The organism is Streptomyces rugosispiralis, from assembly GCF_024505145.1.
Classification (GTDB): domain Bacteria; phylum Actinomycetota; class Actinomycetes; order Streptomycetales; family Streptomycetaceae; genus Streptomyces; species Streptomyces rugosispiralis.
Genome location: NZ_JANIAA010000003.1, coordinates 209616 through 226258, shown reverse-complemented (window position 1 = coordinate 226258; position 16643 = coordinate 209616). Strand labels below are relative to the sequence as shown.

Annotated in this window: 13 protein-coding genes; 7 read left to right on the top strand and 6 right to left on the bottom strand. The window is 70.5% G+C overall.

Features of this window, described 5'->3' with window-relative positions:
* Positions 1-33 precede the first annotated feature (33 nt).
* A complete protein-coding gene (locus tag NP777_RS07440) occupies positions 34-1122 on the bottom strand; it encodes a WD40/YVTN/BNR-like repeat-containing protein (protein WP_256649254.1) in 1089 nt (362 codons plus the stop codon).
* A gap of 257 nt (positions 1123-1379) precedes the next feature.
* Between NP777_RS07440 and NP777_RS07435 the strand changes: the two genes are divergently transcribed.
* Together NP777_RS07435 and NP777_RS07430 are read left to right on the top strand one after the other, a co-directional pair.
* Positions 1380-2459, top strand: coding sequence for an NADH:flavin oxidoreductase/NADH oxidase (locus tag NP777_RS07435; RefSeq protein ID WP_256649253.1), 1080 nt, complete (start codon positions 1380-1382; stop codon positions 2457-2459).
* A 138-nt stretch (positions 2460-2597) separates the two neighbouring features.
* Complete coding sequence (locus NP777_RS07430) at positions 2598-2981, top strand: ArsR/SmtB family transcription factor (RefSeq protein WP_256649498.1); 384 nt, start codon at positions 2598-2600, stop codon at positions 2979-2981.
* On the opposite strand, the gene NP777_RS07425 is transcribed toward NP777_RS07430, so the two are convergent.
* The 3 genes from NP777_RS07425 to NP777_RS07415 all read right to left on the bottom strand — a co-directional run bounded on the left by NP777_RS07425 (position 2895) and on the right by NP777_RS07415 (position 6746).
* Positions 2895-4283, bottom strand: coding sequence for a nucleobase:cation symporter-2 family protein (locus NP777_RS07425; protein WP_256649252.1), 1389 nt, complete (start codon positions 4281-4283; stop codon positions 2895-2897). The two genes, NP777_RS07430 and NP777_RS07425, sit on opposite strands and share 87 nt — an antisense overlap.
* 198 nt (positions 4284-4481) lie before the next feature.
* Positions 4482-5825, bottom strand: coding sequence for an FAD-dependent oxidoreductase (locus tag NP777_RS07420; protein ID WP_256649251.1), 1344 nt, complete (start codon positions 5823-5825; stop codon positions 4482-4484).
* A 231-nt stretch (positions 5826-6056) separates the two neighbouring features.
* Entirely contained in the window at positions 6057-6746 is a 690-nt protein-coding gene (locus tag NP777_RS07415) for a DUF305 domain-containing protein (protein WP_256649250.1), read from the bottom strand.
* 192 nt (positions 6747-6938) lie between these two features.
* On the opposite strand from NP777_RS07415, the gene NP777_RS07410 reads away from it, so the two are divergent.
* A complete protein-coding gene (locus NP777_RS07410) occupies positions 6939-8420 on the top strand; it encodes an LVIVD repeat-containing protein (protein WP_256649249.1) in 1482 nt (493 codons plus the stop codon).
* Positions 8421-8487: 67 nt separating this feature from the next.
* Here NP777_RS07410 and NP777_RS07405 read toward each other — a convergent pair whose 3' ends face one another.
* Positions 8488-9114: a TetR/AcrR family transcriptional regulator gene (locus tag NP777_RS07405; protein WP_256649248.1), complete on the bottom strand. Its 627-nt coding sequence runs from the start codon at positions 9112-9114 to the stop codon at positions 8488-8490.
* A 205-nt stretch (positions 9115-9319) separates the two neighbouring features.
* Complete coding sequence (locus NP777_RS07400) at positions 9320-10033, bottom strand: HAD family hydrolase (protein WP_256649247.1); 714 nt, start codon at positions 10031-10033, stop codon at positions 9320-9322.
* Between the two features lie 826 nt (positions 10034-10859).
* Here NP777_RS07400 and NP777_RS07395 point away from each other — a divergent pair.
* The 4 genes from NP777_RS07395 to NP777_RS07380 all read left to right on the top strand — a co-directional run bounded on the left by NP777_RS07395 (position 10860) and on the right by NP777_RS07380 (position 16494).
* Positions 10860-13703: a helix-turn-helix transcriptional regulator gene (locus NP777_RS07395; protein ID WP_308405043.1), complete on the top strand. Its 2844-nt coding sequence runs from the start codon at positions 10860-10862 to the stop codon at positions 13701-13703.
* 142 nt (positions 13704-13845) lie between these two features.
* A complete protein-coding gene (locus NP777_RS07390; protein ID WP_256649245.1) occupies positions 13846-15039 on the top strand; it encodes a cytochrome P450 in 1194 nt (397 codons plus the stop codon).
* A gap of 126 nt (positions 15040-15165) precedes the next feature.
* Positions 15166-15360 (top strand): ferredoxin, encoded by a 195-nt coding sequence (locus tag NP777_RS07385; RefSeq protein WP_037961789.1) that lies wholly within the window; start codon positions 15166-15168, stop codon positions 15358-15360.
* Between the two features lie 75 nt (positions 15361-15435).
* Positions 15436-16494 (top strand): 3-dehydroquinate synthase family protein, encoded by a 1059-nt coding sequence (locus tag NP777_RS07380; protein ID WP_256649244.1) that lies wholly within the window; start codon positions 15436-15438, stop codon positions 16492-16494.
* Positions 16495-16643: the final 149 nt, after the last annotated feature.

Below are 16643 nucleotides of genomic sequence, written 5' to 3'. Positions count from 1 at the left end.
CAGCCGATCCGCGGCCGATCACCCCGCCCGCTCTCAGCCGATCACCGCGGCCCGGACACACAGCACATCCGGGAGATGGCGGGCGATCTGCCGCCAGCTCTCGCCCTCGTCGGCGCTCGCGAACACCTCGCCGTTGCGATTGCCGAAGTAGACCCCGGCCGGATCGGCGTCATCGGTGCGCAGCGCGTCTCTCAGCACCACCCCGTAGTGCGGCTCGCCCGGCAGTCCGGCGCACCGCTCCTCCCAGGTGGCGCCCGCGTCCTCGGTGCGGAACACCCGGCAGCGGTAGCCCGGAGGGTAGCGGTCCGAGCCGTCGCCGGCCGGGAAGACGTACGCGACACCGCTCCGGCGCGGATGGACGGCGACCGCGAAGCCGAAGTCCGCCGGGAGGCCCTCGCTGATCTCGGCCCAGTGCGCCCCGCCGTCGTCGCTGCGGTACACCCCGCCGTGGTTCTGCAGATAGAGCCGGTCGAGGTCGACCGGGTCCCGGGCGATCTTGTGGACGCACTGCCCGAACTCGGGATACCGATCCGGCAGGAACTCCGCCTTGAGGCCGCTGTTGGACGGCGCCCAGCTCTCCCCGCCGTCCGCGGAGCGGTACACCCCGCCGGAGGACACGGCGACCATCAGCGCCCGCGGGTCCCTCGGATCGGTGACGACCGTGTGCACCGCCTGCCCGCCGAATCCCTCGCCCCACTCCGGCCGCTGGGGGTGGTCCCACAGGCTGCGGACGAACGCGAAGGTCTCCCCGCCGTCCTCGGAGCGGAACAGCGCGCCCGGCTGGGTGCCCGCGTAGACCACCTCCGGCTCGTCGGGCCCGGCGGGCTCCAGCTGCCACACCCGCTCCAGCGAGGTGCCGGTGCCCTCGGGGAACTTCACCGCGGGCCTGGCGGGCTCGTGCCAGCTCGCCCCGAGGTCGTCGGAGCGGAAGACCGAGGGGCCCCAGTGCGAGCTGTCCGCGCCGGCCAGCAGCCGGGGGCGGTCGCCCCGGGTGTCGATGCCGACGGAGTACACCGCCTGCATGGGGAAGTGGGGACCGGTGAAGTCCCAGCCCCCGCGGCCGCCGGGGCGGCCGAGGAAGAGACCCTTGCGGGTGCCGACGGCGAGCAGGACATCGTTCATGACGGCTCACTCCTTGGAGTGCGGGACGGCGGAACGGATGGATGTGTCCGTCATCACAGAGTCTGCACCCACCCACTGACAACGGCCCGGAAGCAACCGCGTCACCCGAGGTCACACGCGCCACAGGAGATCCCCGCGGCGCGGGAGCCCATGCGCGTCATACGAGAGGCTTCGTAATTTGACGATCGTCGTACTACGGTGGTTACCGTACTAAGCGGCGGTCCGGCCGGACCCCACGACGAGAAACGGAGACGTTCATGAGTGCCCTCTTCGACCCCTTCACCCTGCGGTCGCTGACCATCCCCAACCGCCTCTGGATGTCGCCCATGTGCCAGTACAGCGCGGACCCGGACGAGGGCGCCGGGGTACCGCACGACTGGCACTTCGTCCACTACGGTGCCCGCGCCACCGGCGGCACCGGACTGATCCTGGTCGAGGCGACGGCCGTGTCCCCCGAGGGCCGCATCAGCCCCGGAGACCTCGGCATCTGGAACGACACCCAGGTCGAGGCGTTCCGTAAGATCGTCGGCTTCCTCAAGGGGCAGGGCACCGTCCCGGGCATCCAGCTCGCCCATGCCGGCCGTAAGGCGTCCACCGGCGCCCCCTGGAGGGGCGGCGCGCCGCTCGGCGCCGACCAGGGGGGCTGGCAGCCGCTGGGGCCGAGCCCGGTCCCGTTCGACGCGGGCCATCCGGTGCCGGACGAGCTGTCCGAGGAGCGGATCGGCGAGATCACCCGCCAGTTCGCGGACGCCGCACGGCGTGCGCTCGCGGCAGGTTTCGAGGTGGCCGAGATCCACGGCGCCCACGGCTATCTCATCGCCGAGTTCCTCTCCCCGCACAGCAACCACCGCACCGACGGCTACGGCGGCTCCTTCGGGAATCGCGTCCGGTTCGCCCTGGAGGTCGTCGACGCGGTCCGCGCGGTCTGGCCGGAGGAACTGCCGCTGTTCTTCCGTATCTCGGCCACCGACTGGCTGGAGGAGAACGGCTGGACCCCGGATGACACCGTCCGGCTCGCCGCCCTGCTGAAGGACCACGGCGTGGACCTCCTCGACGTCTCCAGCGGTGGCAACGCCGCCGGGGTGCGCATTCCGGTGGAGCCGGGCTACCAGGTGCCGTTCGCCGCGCGGGTGCGCCGGGAGACCGGGCTGCCGGTGGCCGCCGTCGGGCTGATCACCGAGGCGGAGCAGGCCGAGAAGATCGTCACCAATGGCGAGGCGGACGCCGTCCTGCTGGGCCGCGAGCTGCTCCGGGACCCCTACTTCGCCCGCCACGCGGCGGCCGAGCTGGGCGGTCAGGTGCGCAACCCGGACCAGTACCACCGCGCGGTCCGGTAGACCGCGAACGTCACCGCCGGTCCCGTCCGGCACCTCGAGTAGTTCGGAGCCGAATTAGTACGGCGATCGTCAAACTACACTGGAGGTCTCGGAACAAGGCGATGAGGAGCAGCCGTGCAGACGCAGACCACGCCGACCGTGTCCCGGTCCCAGCCCCAGGCGTCGTCCCAGCCCCAGGCGTCCGGGCGCTCGCTGGAGCATCCCCGGCGGGAGGCGATCCGCCTCGAGGATGTGCTGCACGCGCTCTCCGACCCCATGCGGATGCGGGTGGTGCGGACGCTCGCCGAGGAGACCTGCGAGCTGTCCTGTTCGGTCTTCGACCTGCCGGTCAGCAAGTCCACCACCACCCACCACTTCCGGGTGCTGCGCGAATGCGGTGTGATCCACCAGATCTACCGGGGCACCGCCAAGATGAACGCGCTGCGCCGCGACGACCTAGACGCGCTGTTCCCCGGACTGCTCGACCGCGTCCTCGCCGCCGCGGCTCTCCAGGAGGGGCGCCTCGGCGGCGACCGGGGCTGAAGTCCGGCCGCCCGGCAGGTGGTTGAAGAGCAGATTGAGCGCGATCGCGGTGACGCACCCGGCGCTGATCCCGCTGTCCATCACCGTCTGGAACCAGTCCGGGAACTCCTGGTAGATCCCCGGTACGCCCACCGGCAGCAGCCCCACGGCGACCGACACCGCCACCACCGTCAGATTGTGGTTGTCCCGGAAGTCCACCCCGGCCAGGGTGCGCAGCCCGCTCGCCGCGACCGTACCGAACATCACCAGACCCGCCCCGCCCAGTACCGGGGCCGGGATCGCGGCCACCACCGCGCCCAGCTTCGGGCCCAGCCCGAGCAGCACCAGCAGCCCGCCCGCGGCCGCCACCACCCAGCGGCTGCGCACCCGGGTCATCCCCACCAGGCCGACGTTCTGCGCGAATGCGGTGTACGGGAAGGTGTTGAAGACCCCGCCGAGCACGGTCGCGGCGCCGTCCGCGCGCAGTCCGTCCGCCAGCCGCCGCCCGTCCACCGGGCGCTCGGTCAGCTCGCCCACCGCGATGAAGTCGCCGGTGGTCTCGGTCATCGTCACCAGCGCGACGACCAGCATGGACACCACGGCCGGCGTCTCGAACGTCGGGGTGCCGAAGTGGAACGGGGTGGAGACGCCGACCCAGTCGGCGTCGCCCACCCCGGAGAAGTCGGTGAAGCCCAGGGGTATCGCGGCCGCCGTCCCGGCCACGATCCCCACCAGCACCGCCACCCGGCTGAGGAACCCGGGCGCGAAGCGCTGCACGGCCAGGACGAGGACCAGCACCCCGGCGGCCAGGCCCAGGTTCTTCGGCACGCCGAAGTCCGGCGCGCCCTGGCCGCCCGCCGCCCAGTTGCCCGCGACCGGCAGCAGCGAAAGGCCGATGATCAGTATCACCGTGCCGGTCACCAGCGGCGGGAAGAACCGCAGCAGCCGCCCGAAGACCGGCGCCAGCACGATCATCGCCACCCCGGCCACGATCACCGAGCCGTAGATCGCGCGCAGCCCGCCGCCCTCCGTGCCGATCAGCACCATGGGGGTGACCGCCGCGAAGGTGCAGCCCTGCATGATCGGCAGCCGGACGCCGAACCGCCACAGCCCGACGCACTGCAGGACCGTGGCGATACCGCACAGCAGCAGATCGGCGTTGATGAGATACGCCAGATCGGCGGCGGACAGCCTCATCGCCCCGCCGACGATCAGCGGTACGGCCACCGCGCCCGCGTACATGGCCAGCACATGCTGGAGTCCGAAGGCGGCGAGCCGGCCGGGCGGCGGCACCTCGTCCACGGGATGGCGTACGGACGTCATGGCGGCTCCTCGCGCGGCGCAGGGGTGGGCGGCGGATCAGATGAGGCGACCGTAGAAGGCTTCAACAATCTGTTGATTTCAGGGGTGTTGCCGTCCTGTGTCAACCCCTTGGACCGCGCGGACCCGCTGTTCTGTGCCAACCATGGACCGCGCGGACCTGCGGACCGCCGACGGAAGCCGACCCTCGTCCGGTCCGGATCACTCCTGCCCGCGCGCCGCGCCCAGCAGCCCCGTCCAGTCCGGGATCTTCACCTTCGTACGCCCCAGCGCCTCGCCGAGCGCCTCCTCGGCCGCCTCGATCCGCAGCCAGCCGGTCCACTCCACCGGCTCCACCCCGGCCTCGCGCAGCGCCCGCAGCGGATCCGCCACCACCGGGCGGGCGGCGAGCGCGTCCGCGTCGGCGAGCAGCGAGGCCACGGTCTCCTTCGCACACGGCCGGTTGGTGCCGATCACCCCGGTCGGGCCGCGCTTGATCCACCCCGCCACGTACTCCCCGGGCGAGGGCTCACCACCGCGCAGCACCCGCCCCGCCGCGTTGGGGACCGTGCCGCGCTCCTCGTCGAACGGCAGCCCCGGCAGCGGCACACCCCGATAGCCCACCGACCGCAGCACCAACGGCGCCTCGATGTCCTCGAAGACCCCGGTGCCCGCCACCCCGCCGCGCCCGTCCGGCGCGGTCCGCTCGAAGCGCACCGCCCGCACCGCGCCCTCGCCGAGCAGCGCCACCGGCTTGAGGAAGAACCGCAGATGGATCCGGCGCGGGCGGCCCGTGGGCTCGCGCCGCGCCCAGTCGCGCAGCACCTCGACATTGCGCCGGTTGATCCCCGGCAGCCCCGACGGGTCCGCGTACGCCGGGTCCAGCGCCAGCTCCTCCGGGCGCACCAGCACATCGGCGCCGGTCAGCGCGCCCAGCTCACGCAGCTCCTTGGTGGTGAACTTCGCCTGTGACGGCCCGCGCCTGCCGACCATATGGATGTCCGAGACCTGGCTCTCGGACAGCGTCCCGAGGGCGGCGTGCGGCACGTCGGTGGGCCTCAGCTCCTCCGCCCCACGGGCCAGAATGCGTGCCACGTCCACCGCGACATTGCCCACCCCGATGACGACGGCGGAGCCCGCCCCGAGCGCGAAGGTGTCGACGGTCGCGTCCGGATGAGCGCTGTACCAGGAGACGAACTCGGTCGCGGAGAAGCTGCCCGGCAGTTCCTCGCCCGGCACGCCGAGCCGCCGGTCGGTGGCCGCGCCCACGCAGTAGACCACCGCGTGGTAGAGCCCCAGCAGCCGCTCGGGCACCAGCGGGGGCGGGCCCACCTGCACATTGCCGAGGAAGCTGACCCGGGGGTGCTCCAGGACCGCGCGCAGCGTGTTCTGCAGCGACTTGATCTTCTCGTGGTCGGGCGCGACACCGTAGCGCACCAGCCCGTACGGACAGGGCAGCCGGTCCAGCACATGCACCGACACCTCGGGGACGGCCTGCTGCTGGACGAGCGCTTGGGCGGCGTACACCCCGCTCGGCCCGGAACCGATGACCGCGACGCGAAGCACGAGGAGCTCCTTCCGCAGGATGTCTCCAGCATCCCACCCGGCGGGGTGCCCTGTCCGGCACTACGCGCCGAGGAACCGGCCCGGGTGACATCGTCCGGCCGCCGGTCCATGGGCCCGCGACCGCGCCGCGAGCCCGGCTCGAAGCCGATTCAACTGTCCGCCAGGGTTCCAACTGTCCGCCAGGGCTCCACGCGCCGCCCGCTACGAGCTACGACATCGGCGCGCCGCCCGCTACGACATCTGCCGCATCCGCCGGATCTCGCTGCTCTGCTGCGCGATCACGTCGTTCGCCATCTCCTCCACCCGGACGTTGTTGCCCTGGGCCAGCACATCCGTGGCCATGGAGACCGCGCCCCGGTGATGGGCGATCATCAGCTTGAGGAAGAGCGCGTCGAAGTCGGCGCCCTCGGCGGCGCGCAGCCGCGCGAGCTGGGCCTCGGTGGCCATCCCCGGCATCTTCGCGGCGTGGCCCTCGTGGCCCTCGTGGCCGTCCCCGCCGCCCTTCGGCCCGCCGCCATCGGTCTTCTGCCAGCCGCGCATCGCGTCGATCTCCGGCTTCTGCCCGGACGCGATGCGCTCCGCGAGCCGCTTGACCTTCGCCGACTTGGCCCGGTCGGCGGCGAGGTCGGTCATCACCAGGGCCTGCCGGTGGTGCTCGATCATCATGCGGACGTAGGAGCGGTCGGCGGAGTTGGGGGAGTCGTCGTCGCCCGCCTTCGCCGCCTCCTCGGCCGACAGCTTCTTCGCCGCCTCGCCGGGCTTGCCCGGAGCGATCACCGCGGGCTTCCCGTCCTTGCCCTTCCCCGCGTCGGCCCCGCCGCCGCTCTCCGTGTCACAGCCGGTCAGGACGAGTGCCAGGGCGGCAGCCGCAGCGGCGGCCGCGAGGGAAGCGGAGTGGAGCGTCGTACGGCGGTGCAACACCGTGGCCTCCTGGGGCGCTTGGGATCCGCAGACCGTCTTAGCACGTCAGCGGCGCTCCCGAGCCGGGCGTGTTGGGAAAATCTCTTTACGAACATGTTGCTGCCTGTTGTGGTGTACATGGATAGAGCGATACTTCCCCCGGTCCGTCAACCGTTCAACTCCGAGCGGAGACGGCGACAAAGGGAGGACGCAGTGAAGCCGTGGGAAAGATCTCCACAGCGGCGCAGATATCTCGGCGCGGCCGCGGCCGCCTTCGGACTGGTGGCCACCTTGCTGGCCGCGGGACCGGCGGCCGCGACGCCCGACCCCGGTGACGCTCCCCACAAGGAGCGGGTGACGAAGAGCCAGCAGTCGGAAGCCAGGGCCGCCATCGAGAACGGTGACATCCCCGGTGTGGACCAGATCGTCCACAGCGACAACGTCAGCCACCTCACCAACATCCCCAAGCAGGACCTCAAGGGCGTCAACTCCGACCTGGCCTTCCAGGGCAAGTACGCCTTCGCGGGCAACTACGACGGCTTTGTCATCTACGACATCAGCCGGCCGAAGAGCCCGAAGATCGTGAGCCAGGTGCTCTGTCCGGGCTCGCAGAACGATGTGTCGGTCTCAGGAGACCTGCTCTTCCTCTCCACCGACTCCTCGCGCAGCGACAACTCCTGCAACAGCACCACCCAGCCCGCGACCGAGAAGTCCTCGTGGGAGGGCATGAAGGTCTTCGACATCAGCGACAAGCGGAACCCGGAGTACGTCGCCGCCGTCGAGACCGCCTGCGGTTCGCACACCCACACCCTGGTGCCCGAGCGCAAGGACGTGTACATCTACGTCTCCTCGTACTCGCCCAGCGTCACCTTCCCGGACTGCCAGCCTCCGCACGACGGCATATCCGTCATCAAGGTGCCCCGCAAGGCGCCCGAGAAGGCCGCGGTCATCGACTTCCCCGTGCTCTTCCCGGACGGCGGAAACCCCGGTGCGCCCACCAACCCCGGCGTCTCCCAGACCACCGGCTGCCATGACCTCACCACGTTCCCCAAGCTGAAGCTGGCGGCGGGCGCGTGCATGGGCGACGGCATCCTGCTCGACATCGCCGACCCCGCCAAGCCGCGGGTCATCGACCGGGTCGAGGACAACGTCAACTTCGCCTTCTGGCACTCGGCCACCTTCAACGAGCGCGGCACCAAGGTCGTGTTCACCGATGAGCTGGGCGGCGGCGGGGCCGCCACCTGCAACACCGAGGTGGGCCAGGACCGCGGCGCCGACGGCATCTACGACATCGTCGGCAAGGGCGACAAGCGCAAGCTGGTCTTCCGGAGCTACTTCAAGATCCCGCGCCACCAGGCCGACACCGAGAACTGCGTCGCGCACAACGGCTCGCTGATCCCGGCCGAGGGCCGCGACATCATGGTCCAGGCGTGGTACCAGGGCGGCGTGTCCATCTGGGACTTCACCGACTCCGACCGGCCGAAGGAGATCGGCTACTTCGAGCGCGGGCCGCTCTCCAGCGACACGCTCATCACCGGCGGATCCTGGTCCGCGTACTACTACAACGGCTACATCTACTCCAACGACATCAACAAGGGCTTCGACGTCCTGAAGATCCACGACCGGCGCACCGACAGCGCCGATTCGGTCCGGCTGAGCGAGCTCAACACGCAGACGCAGCCCGACTACCGCTGAGCGCCGGGTCCCAGGCCCGGAGCGCTCACCGGCCGGCCCGGAGCGTTCAGGGGTCGGCCCGGAGCACTCACCGGCTCCCGTCGGGCGGTTCGTCGCCCGGCGGGAGCCCCAGCTCCCAGTCCAGTCCGTAGCGGTGGAACAGCTCCGCCCGCAGCCGCTCGGGCGCCATCGGCGCGCCCGGCAGCAGCACCGCGACCACGGCGCCCATCAGCAGGGCGCGCAGCAGCCGGTAGTCGGCCTCGGGATCCTCGGAGCCGTAGCGCGTGACGGTGTCCCGCAGCAGGCCGGCCAGCCGCTGCTGCTCGGGGCACTGGATGAAGCCCTCGGCCGTGAGGATCCCCGCCATATGCGTCCGCATCAGCCGGGGCCGGTCCCGGGCCAGGCCCAGTATCGCGTCGATCGCCCGCGCCAGCAGCTCCCGCCCGGCCTCCTCGCCCTCCGGCCGCGGCTCCCGCTCGAGCCCCCGGGCCAGCTCCATGTGCATCAGCCGGTGCACGGCCGTCTGCAGCAGCTGCCGCTTGCCCGGGAAGTAGTACGACACCAGACCGCGGGCCGCCCCGGCCCGGTCGGCGATATCGGCGAGGGTGGTGGCCTCGTAGCCGTGTTCGCCGATCAACTCGACCGTCGCCTCCAGCAGACGGGCCTGGGATCGGCGCCGCAACTCCTCATTGACCGACGGGCTTCGGGGGACCATGCTGTAACTCCTGCGTTGGCTGGCTGTCAGCCAATATACTCAGGGGACGTGCGGTTGTCCGCCGTTCCCCTGCGGGCGGATGAGGGCGGACGCATGCCTCCGCCGGTTCGGGCGACACGGGGGGATCGCCCGAACCGGTGGGTCCGCCGCTTTGGAACGCCCTCGGATCGTCTCTGGAATCCCTTGCGGGGCCTGGCCCCGGGCGCTACGGGGCCGTGCCGGGGTCCGGCGGCGGGCCGAGAACCGCCCGCAGCGCGTCCGGGCGCCGGTCCACCGGGAGATGGTCCACCAGATGGACCCGGCAGCCCAGGGCCGCGGCTCCCGCGTCCGCCCGGCGGTCGTCCCCCACCATCACGGCGTCACCGGGGTCCAGGCCCAGCGCGTCGCACGCGGCCTGGAACAGCCGTGGATCCGGCTTCTGGACGCCGTGCTCGTACGAGAGCGCATAGGCGTCCACCAGCTCGTCCAGGCCGTGGGCGCGGAAGACCGGGCGCAGATCCCAGCCGATGTTGCTGACCACCGCGATCCGCACACCGCGCCGGCGCAGCTCGCCCAGCACCTCGTGGGCGTCGGGGTAGGGCCGCCAGGCGGCGGGCTCCCGGTGCCGGTCGTAGAGGGCGTCGTACAGCTCGGGGCGGGGGAGCGGCACCTGGCGGGCAATGCCGGTGTAGGCGGCCCGGTGCAGCTCGGCGTCGCGGTCCCGTACGCGCCACACGTCCGCCAGGTGCGGCGGCACCGCGAGCGGCGGGGTGCCGCCGGGAAGCGCCCCGGCGTCCTCCAGCTCCCGCGCGTACCGTACGAACTCCTCGTCCGGGACGGCGGTCCCGGTCCGCTCCAGCGCGGCACGGAGCCAGGACTCGGTGGACTCGACGCGGAACAGTGTCCCCGAGAAATCGAACAGGGCACCCTTTACGGTCACAGTTGACGCTCCCTCATCTTTGATGTGGCCAGGAGCCAGGACTTCGGGCATCGTATGGCGTGGGTCCGGCCCCGTTCAGCCACCGGCGCATCCGTTTCGGCCGTTTTGCTGGCAGATAAATCCCGGCCGAATCAAGGCGTAGAGTTTAGGGGAATCATGAGGTGGAGGCCGTTTATGGTCTCGCTGTCGTGGTGATCATACAGGGGTCAATCCCCGCAACTCCGCGACCGAGTCGGGGCAGGCGGTATCTGCTGAGGGCGAGGAGGTTGCCGGTAATGGTACGTGACATGACGTCGAGGCAACCGGGGGATGGCCACGGGTTGGGCGCATGCCGGTCCGGAGTCCGCCGCGGCGGGCGAGGCGCGGTGACCGACCGGGGTGGCTGCTGGTAAATGCCAGCTTTGCAAAAGGTAAAGGGTATTGCCGGTTTCGCAACCGGTTTCATAGGCTGAGGTCTTATTCGCGTCGGCATGCCGCACTCTTCCTTTCTTCTGCGCGCCGTCGCCGGTGGCGTCCCGCCCTTTCTGGGGTGTGCGGACAGGCCACCGCCCGCTCAGTCGAGCGTGCTCACACGGGGGCATACGGGGGCGCACGGGGGCAGGAAACCGTGGCTGAGGTCACAACCGATGGAAGGTATCGTTCCGGTTGTGTCTCTGCTTGTATGACCGTCAAGACCACTGGCTCCCACCGGAGGTGATCCACATCAGGGAATTCGTTGCCGCCGACGCAGCGGATATCTGTCCCGTCAGCGAACTCTTCTTCCGCAGGGTGGGATGACTGCGGAGATCAACTCATCGCTCAAACGCAACCCCCACAGCGAGGACTGATGAGTATGGGACTGACAGATTATCAATCCGAACTCCGTGATATTCTCGCCACGGCAGCAAACGGAAATGGCGGGCTTCTTCAGGTGATCGGGGGGCCCGGTGTCGGGAAGACCACCTTATTGGGAAGTCTGAAGCGGCGGGCGGCCGTATCGGGCGCGGTCTGTCTGACGGCGTCCGGATTCGCGGACGACACCGCTATTCCGTTCAATGTCGTGGAACAGCTGATCCGATCCTCCACGGCCACCGGCGCGTTGGATGTCGTGGCACGCTGGAGGGCCGCCGGAGAGCGGTATGCGGAAGCCGAACACGACCTGCTGAGAAGTCTGGTCCGGGAGATATCCGATGTGCTGCACCGCATCGCGGGCGGCAGGCAACTGATCCTCGCGGTCGACGATGCCGAGCATGCCGACTACCCCTCCCTGATGTGCCTTCTGCATATCGCCCGGCATGCGTCCGGCACCCGCACACTCGTCGTGATGACCAGCGGGCAGACCCACCACCTGGGCACCCGAATTCACAGCTGCCACCACCTTTACAAGATCGATATCGGCACCCTCCCGGAGTCCGAGGTCGGACGCCTGCTGGAAGGGCACGGCCATGCCGACCTGGCCGACCGGGTCCGCGCTTCCTGCCACGCCATCAGCGGAGGCAACCCGAGGCTGGTCAAGGCCCTGCTGCGGGACCACCTCGCGGCCGCTCGGAGCGGGGCCGGTGGAGAGGTCACGGTCGGAGCGGAGTTCCGGGAGTCCTATCGCCGGTCCCTGCTGTGCCATCAGGCGCTGCTCCAGGTGGCGCAGGCGCTCGCCGTGCTCGGCCCGTACGGCAGCCCCTGGCGAGTGGCCAGTCTGCTCGAATACGGTGCGGAACGCGCGTCCCGGGCCATGGACCTCCTCAACTCCGCGGGCCTGCTGGAGGACGGGCGTTTCCGGCACCCCGCGGCCCGTTCCGTCGCGCTGGAGACGCTGACGGCGGAGGACCGGGCCCTCCTCAGCGCGAAAGCGGCCGAACTCCTGTACACCGAGGGGGCCGACCCGATCGCGGTGGCCGAACTCCTCGTCGCCGCCGACAAGACGCCGGATCAAAAGGGCGTGGCGGTGCTCTGGCAGGCCGCCCAGAAGAATCTCGACGAGGGTTGTACGGAGGACGCGATCGCCAGTCTGCGGCTCGCCGACCGCGCGGACCTCAGCCGGCGTGAGCACATGGACATTCTCATGGCGCTCGTCGGCGCGTTATGGTCCAGCAATCCGGCGACCGCCGAACCCGAGCTGGACCGCCTGCTGGCCGAGATACGGGCGGAACCCCCCGCGGACATCCCGGAGCAGTATCAGTGCTTCCTGCTCTTCATGGTGCTGTGGTTCGGCCGGTACGCCGACGCGGAAGAGACCTTCAAATGGTCGTCGGGCAGTGGTGACGCCGATACCGCGTCCAGTATGGCCGCCCTGCGGGTGACCCGGCAGTGGGTCACCTTCCTCAAACCGATGCTGATCCATGACTTCCCCGGGCAGGACGGCCCGGACGGGGAAGTCGACGGTTTGTGGGCGGCCAACCTGGAGCACGGTCTCCAGCTCTCCGTGGACGAGCTGGGCATGGAGATCGGGCATCTCCAGGATCCTCGGCAGGTGGCGCACTTCTCCCCCGACACCATGCACCTGTTGTCGCCCTCCAACCATTTCTGGTTCGCTTACGCATACGCCTGCCGGATCGTCTGGGCATTGGCCGCCCGAGGGGAATCGGAGGCGGCGGACCGGCTGTGCGTGGCGCTTTTCGCCGCGGCCGACAAGCTGAACATGAAGACCCCGTGCGCCGTCGCGCTGTCCATGCGTGCCTATATCCGATGCCGTCATGGGGATTTCACCACCGCCATTGATCTCGCGGGTACGGCATTGCGGTCCATCCCGCCGCGCGGCTGGGGCGTCGCCATCGGATTGCCGCTGTCCGTGCTGGTGGCGGCCCACACCGCCATCGGCCGGCTCGATGAGGCCCAGCGGTATCTGCATTACTGGGTGCCGAAGGAAATGTTCGACAGCGTGGTGGGACTGGAGTACCTCCGGGCCCGGGGGCAGTACTGCCTGGCCACCAACCGCCCGTACGCCGCGCTGAACGACTTCATGGTGAGCGGGATGCTGATCGACCAGTGGCCCGTGGACTTCGGTGACCTCGCGCCCTGGCGCATCGACGCCGCCGAGGCGTATCTGCGGGTCCATGAACCGGCGGAGGCCAAGAGGCTCGCCCTGGAAGAGCTCAAGCTCTCGCCGGACCGGCCGTTGAGCACCCGGGGCAGAGCGCTGCGCATCCTGGCCATGGCCGAGGATCCGGACAAGCGCAGGCTGCTCCTCTACCAGTCCGCCAAGTGCCTGCGCGAGCAGGGCGACCGTTATGAACTCGCCCGTACGCTGGCCGAGCTCAGCCAGGACTACCTCAGCACCGGGGAGACCCAGCAGGCGCGGACCACCTGGCATGAGACGCAGAAGCTGATGGACGAGTGCGGGATGAGCGCCCAGCACGAGAGCCGACGAGAGCTCGTCGTGGACGGTGCCGAGAGCCGCGGGCGCTCACAACCGCCGGACGAGGCGGGTGAATCCGAGGGCTCTGATGACGACGCCCCCGGCACCGCGGCCGAGAGCGCCGAGCAGCCCGTGCTGTCGGAGGCCGAGTGGCGGGTGGCCACACTGGCGGCGTCCGGAATGACCAACCGGCAGATCGCCAAGAGTCTGTACATCACCGTCAGCACCGTGGAACAGCATCTGACCCGTATCTACCGCAAGCTCTCGGTGGGAAATCGGCAGGAGCTGTCACGCCGTCTGTGGCTGCTCATCGGCGCCACGGGCGCGTCCTCCGGCTGATGGCGCCGCCCTTGGACAAGACCCAGGGCAAGGGGGGATAGGGGAGTGGTTAGGGGATGGGGGAGCGGGCGCGCGGACCAGACTTGGCAATCCGTAGGGCGGCGCAGTGGTGGCGATGGAGCGACTGACGGGACGGACAGGCATGGACGAGATACGCGACTACCCCGAACTGCGGGCTGCTGCATGCCCGTTCTCACCCCCGCCGGGGTATGAGGAACTGCGCGAGCGGTCCGCCGTCACACGGGTGCGGATGTGGGACGGCAGCACCCCGTTCCTCGTCACCGGCTTTCACGAGGCGCGGATCGTGCTCGGCGACGACCGGTTCAGCGCCGACGGTACACACGAGGCGATGCCCCGCTTCGTGAAGTTCGAGGTGCCGGCCGATGTGTTCAACCTCGGGAGGATGGACGATCCGGAGCACGCCCGGATCCGCCGCATGCTCACCGCGCACTTCACCATCCGGCGCACCGAGGCGATGCGCCCGATGATCCAGGACATCGTGGACGGCCTCCTGGACCGGCTGATCGCCGAGGGGCCGCCGGCCGACCTGGTGTCCGACTTCGCCTTCCCGCTGCCGTCCCAGGTGATCGCCGTGATGCTGGGGGTCTCGGACGCCGACTTCGCGGAGTTCCAGCGGGCGTCGCAGGGCGTCATGGACTTCACCGTGTCGACCGAGGAGATGGGCGCCGCGCTCGGCGTGATGGTGGACTACGTCTCCCGGATGTGTGCGGCCAAGCGCGCCGATCCGGGGGACGACCTCCTCAGCCGGCTCATCGTCGACCAGGAGCGGACGGGCGCGCTCACCCAGCAGCAGGTGGTGGCCACCGCCCTGGTGCTGCTGCTGGCCGGGCACGAGACCACGGCCAACATGATCGCCCTGTCCACCGTCCTGCTGCTGCGCCACCCCGAGCAGCTCGCCCGGCTGCGGGCGGACCCCGGGCTGATGCCCAACGCGGTGGACGAACTGCTCCGGTACATCACGATCGTCCAGGAGGGCACCGGACGGGTGGCCATCAAGGACGTCGAGGTCGGCGGCGTACTCATCCCGGCCGGTGAAGGGGTGATCATCAACCTGCCCAGCGCCAACCGCGACCCCCACTTCTCGGACGCCCACGAGCTGGACCTGGGCCGGCCGAACGCCCGTGAGCATGTCGCGTTCGGCTTCGGGGTGCACCAGTGCCTGGGGCAGACCCTCGCCCGGGTCGAGCTCCAGATCGCCCTGGAGACCCTGGTGCGCCGGCTGCCGACGCTGCGCCTGGAGGGCCCGTTCGAGGATCTGGCGTTCCTGTACGAGTCGATGAACTTCGGCGTCGCCCGAGTGCCCGTCGCCTGGTGACCACGGATCGGTGACCAGGGATCGGCGACCGACGAGCGGCGACCGACGAGCGGCGACCGACGGCCGACGACCGATGACCGCGGACCGGCGGCCGGGCGGACAACAGAAGGAGAGGGGAGCACCATGGTGAAGGTCTCGGTGGATCAGGAGAAGTGCTGCGCGGCCGGACACTGCGCGCTGGCCGCGCCGGAGGTGTTCGACCAGCGGGAGGAGGACGGGGCCGTCGTCCTGCTGGACCCGAACCCGCCGCTCGCGCTCCGCGACAGCGTCGCCGAGGCGTCGTTCCTCTGCCCGGCCGCCGCGATCGCGGTAGAGGATTAGCAAGCGCTCCACACCCGATCGCGGCCCCGGCGAGACCTTTCTCGCCGGGGCCGCGCAAGCGAGGGGAAGGCACTCTTGACCACGTCGACTTCCAGTCCGGCCGCCAGTTCCGCGTCTGCTTCCCGGCAGGTCACCGTAGGACTCGCCGACCGCTCGTACACCGTCCACATCGGACACGGTGTGCAGCGGCTGCTTCCGGAGGTGGTGGCCGCCCTGGGTGCGCGCAAGGCGGTGGTGGTCACCGCGCGGCCCCCCGAGCGGACCCCCGACCCGGGCGTGCCCTCGCTCGTCGTACCGGCGCGCGACGGGGAGGAGGCCAAGGACCTGGCCGCCGTGACGGACCTGTGCCGCCGGTTCGTCGGATTCGGGCTGACCCGCTCGGATGTGGTGGTGTCCTGCGGCGGCGGCACCACGACCGACACGGTGGGCCTGGCCGCCGCCCTCTACCACCGGGGCACACCGGTCATCCATGTGCCGACCTCGCTGCTGGCCCAGGTGGACGCGAGCGTCGGCGGGAAGACCGCGGTCAATCTGCCCGAGGGCAAGAACCTGGTCGGCGCCTACTGGCAGCCCGCCGCAGTGCTCTGCGACCTCGACCACCTGGACACCCTGCCCGAGCGGGAGTGGCGCAACGGCCTCGGGGAGATCGCCCGCTGCCACTTCATCGGCGCGCCCGATCTCGACCGGCTGCCGCTGCTCGACCAGATCGCGGCCAGTGTGACGCTCAAGGCGGGCGTCGTCGCCGCGGACGAACGCGACTCGGGCCTGCGCCACCTCCTCAACTACGGCCACACGCTGGGGCATGCGCTGGAACGCGCCACCGGGTTCGCACTGCGGCACGGGGAGGGCGTGGCCGTCGGCACGGTGTTCGCCGGGCGGCTCGCCGGCGCGCTGGGGCGCATCGGCCCGGAGCGGGTCGCCGAGCACCGTGACGTGGTCGCCCGCTACGGCCTGCCGACCGCGCTGCCCCCGCATGTCGCCGTTCCCGAGCTGGTGGCACTGATGCGGCTGGACAAGAAGGCCACCGACGGGCTGACGTTCGTCCTGGACGGCACAGAGGGGCCCGGACTGGTGCGCGGGATCTCCGAGGAGACGGTCGGCGCCACCCTCGCGGAGATGCCCCGCGAGCCGTAGAGGTGATGCCCCGCGAGCCGGAAGGGCGCGCGAGCCGGAGAGGTGATGCCCCGCGAGCCGGAATCGCGGTACGCCGCGGTATTCGGCCCGTCCGCTTTAGGGGCACAGAGTCCCGGTAGGGGGTTGACCGTACGGCGTGCGCCCTGGAT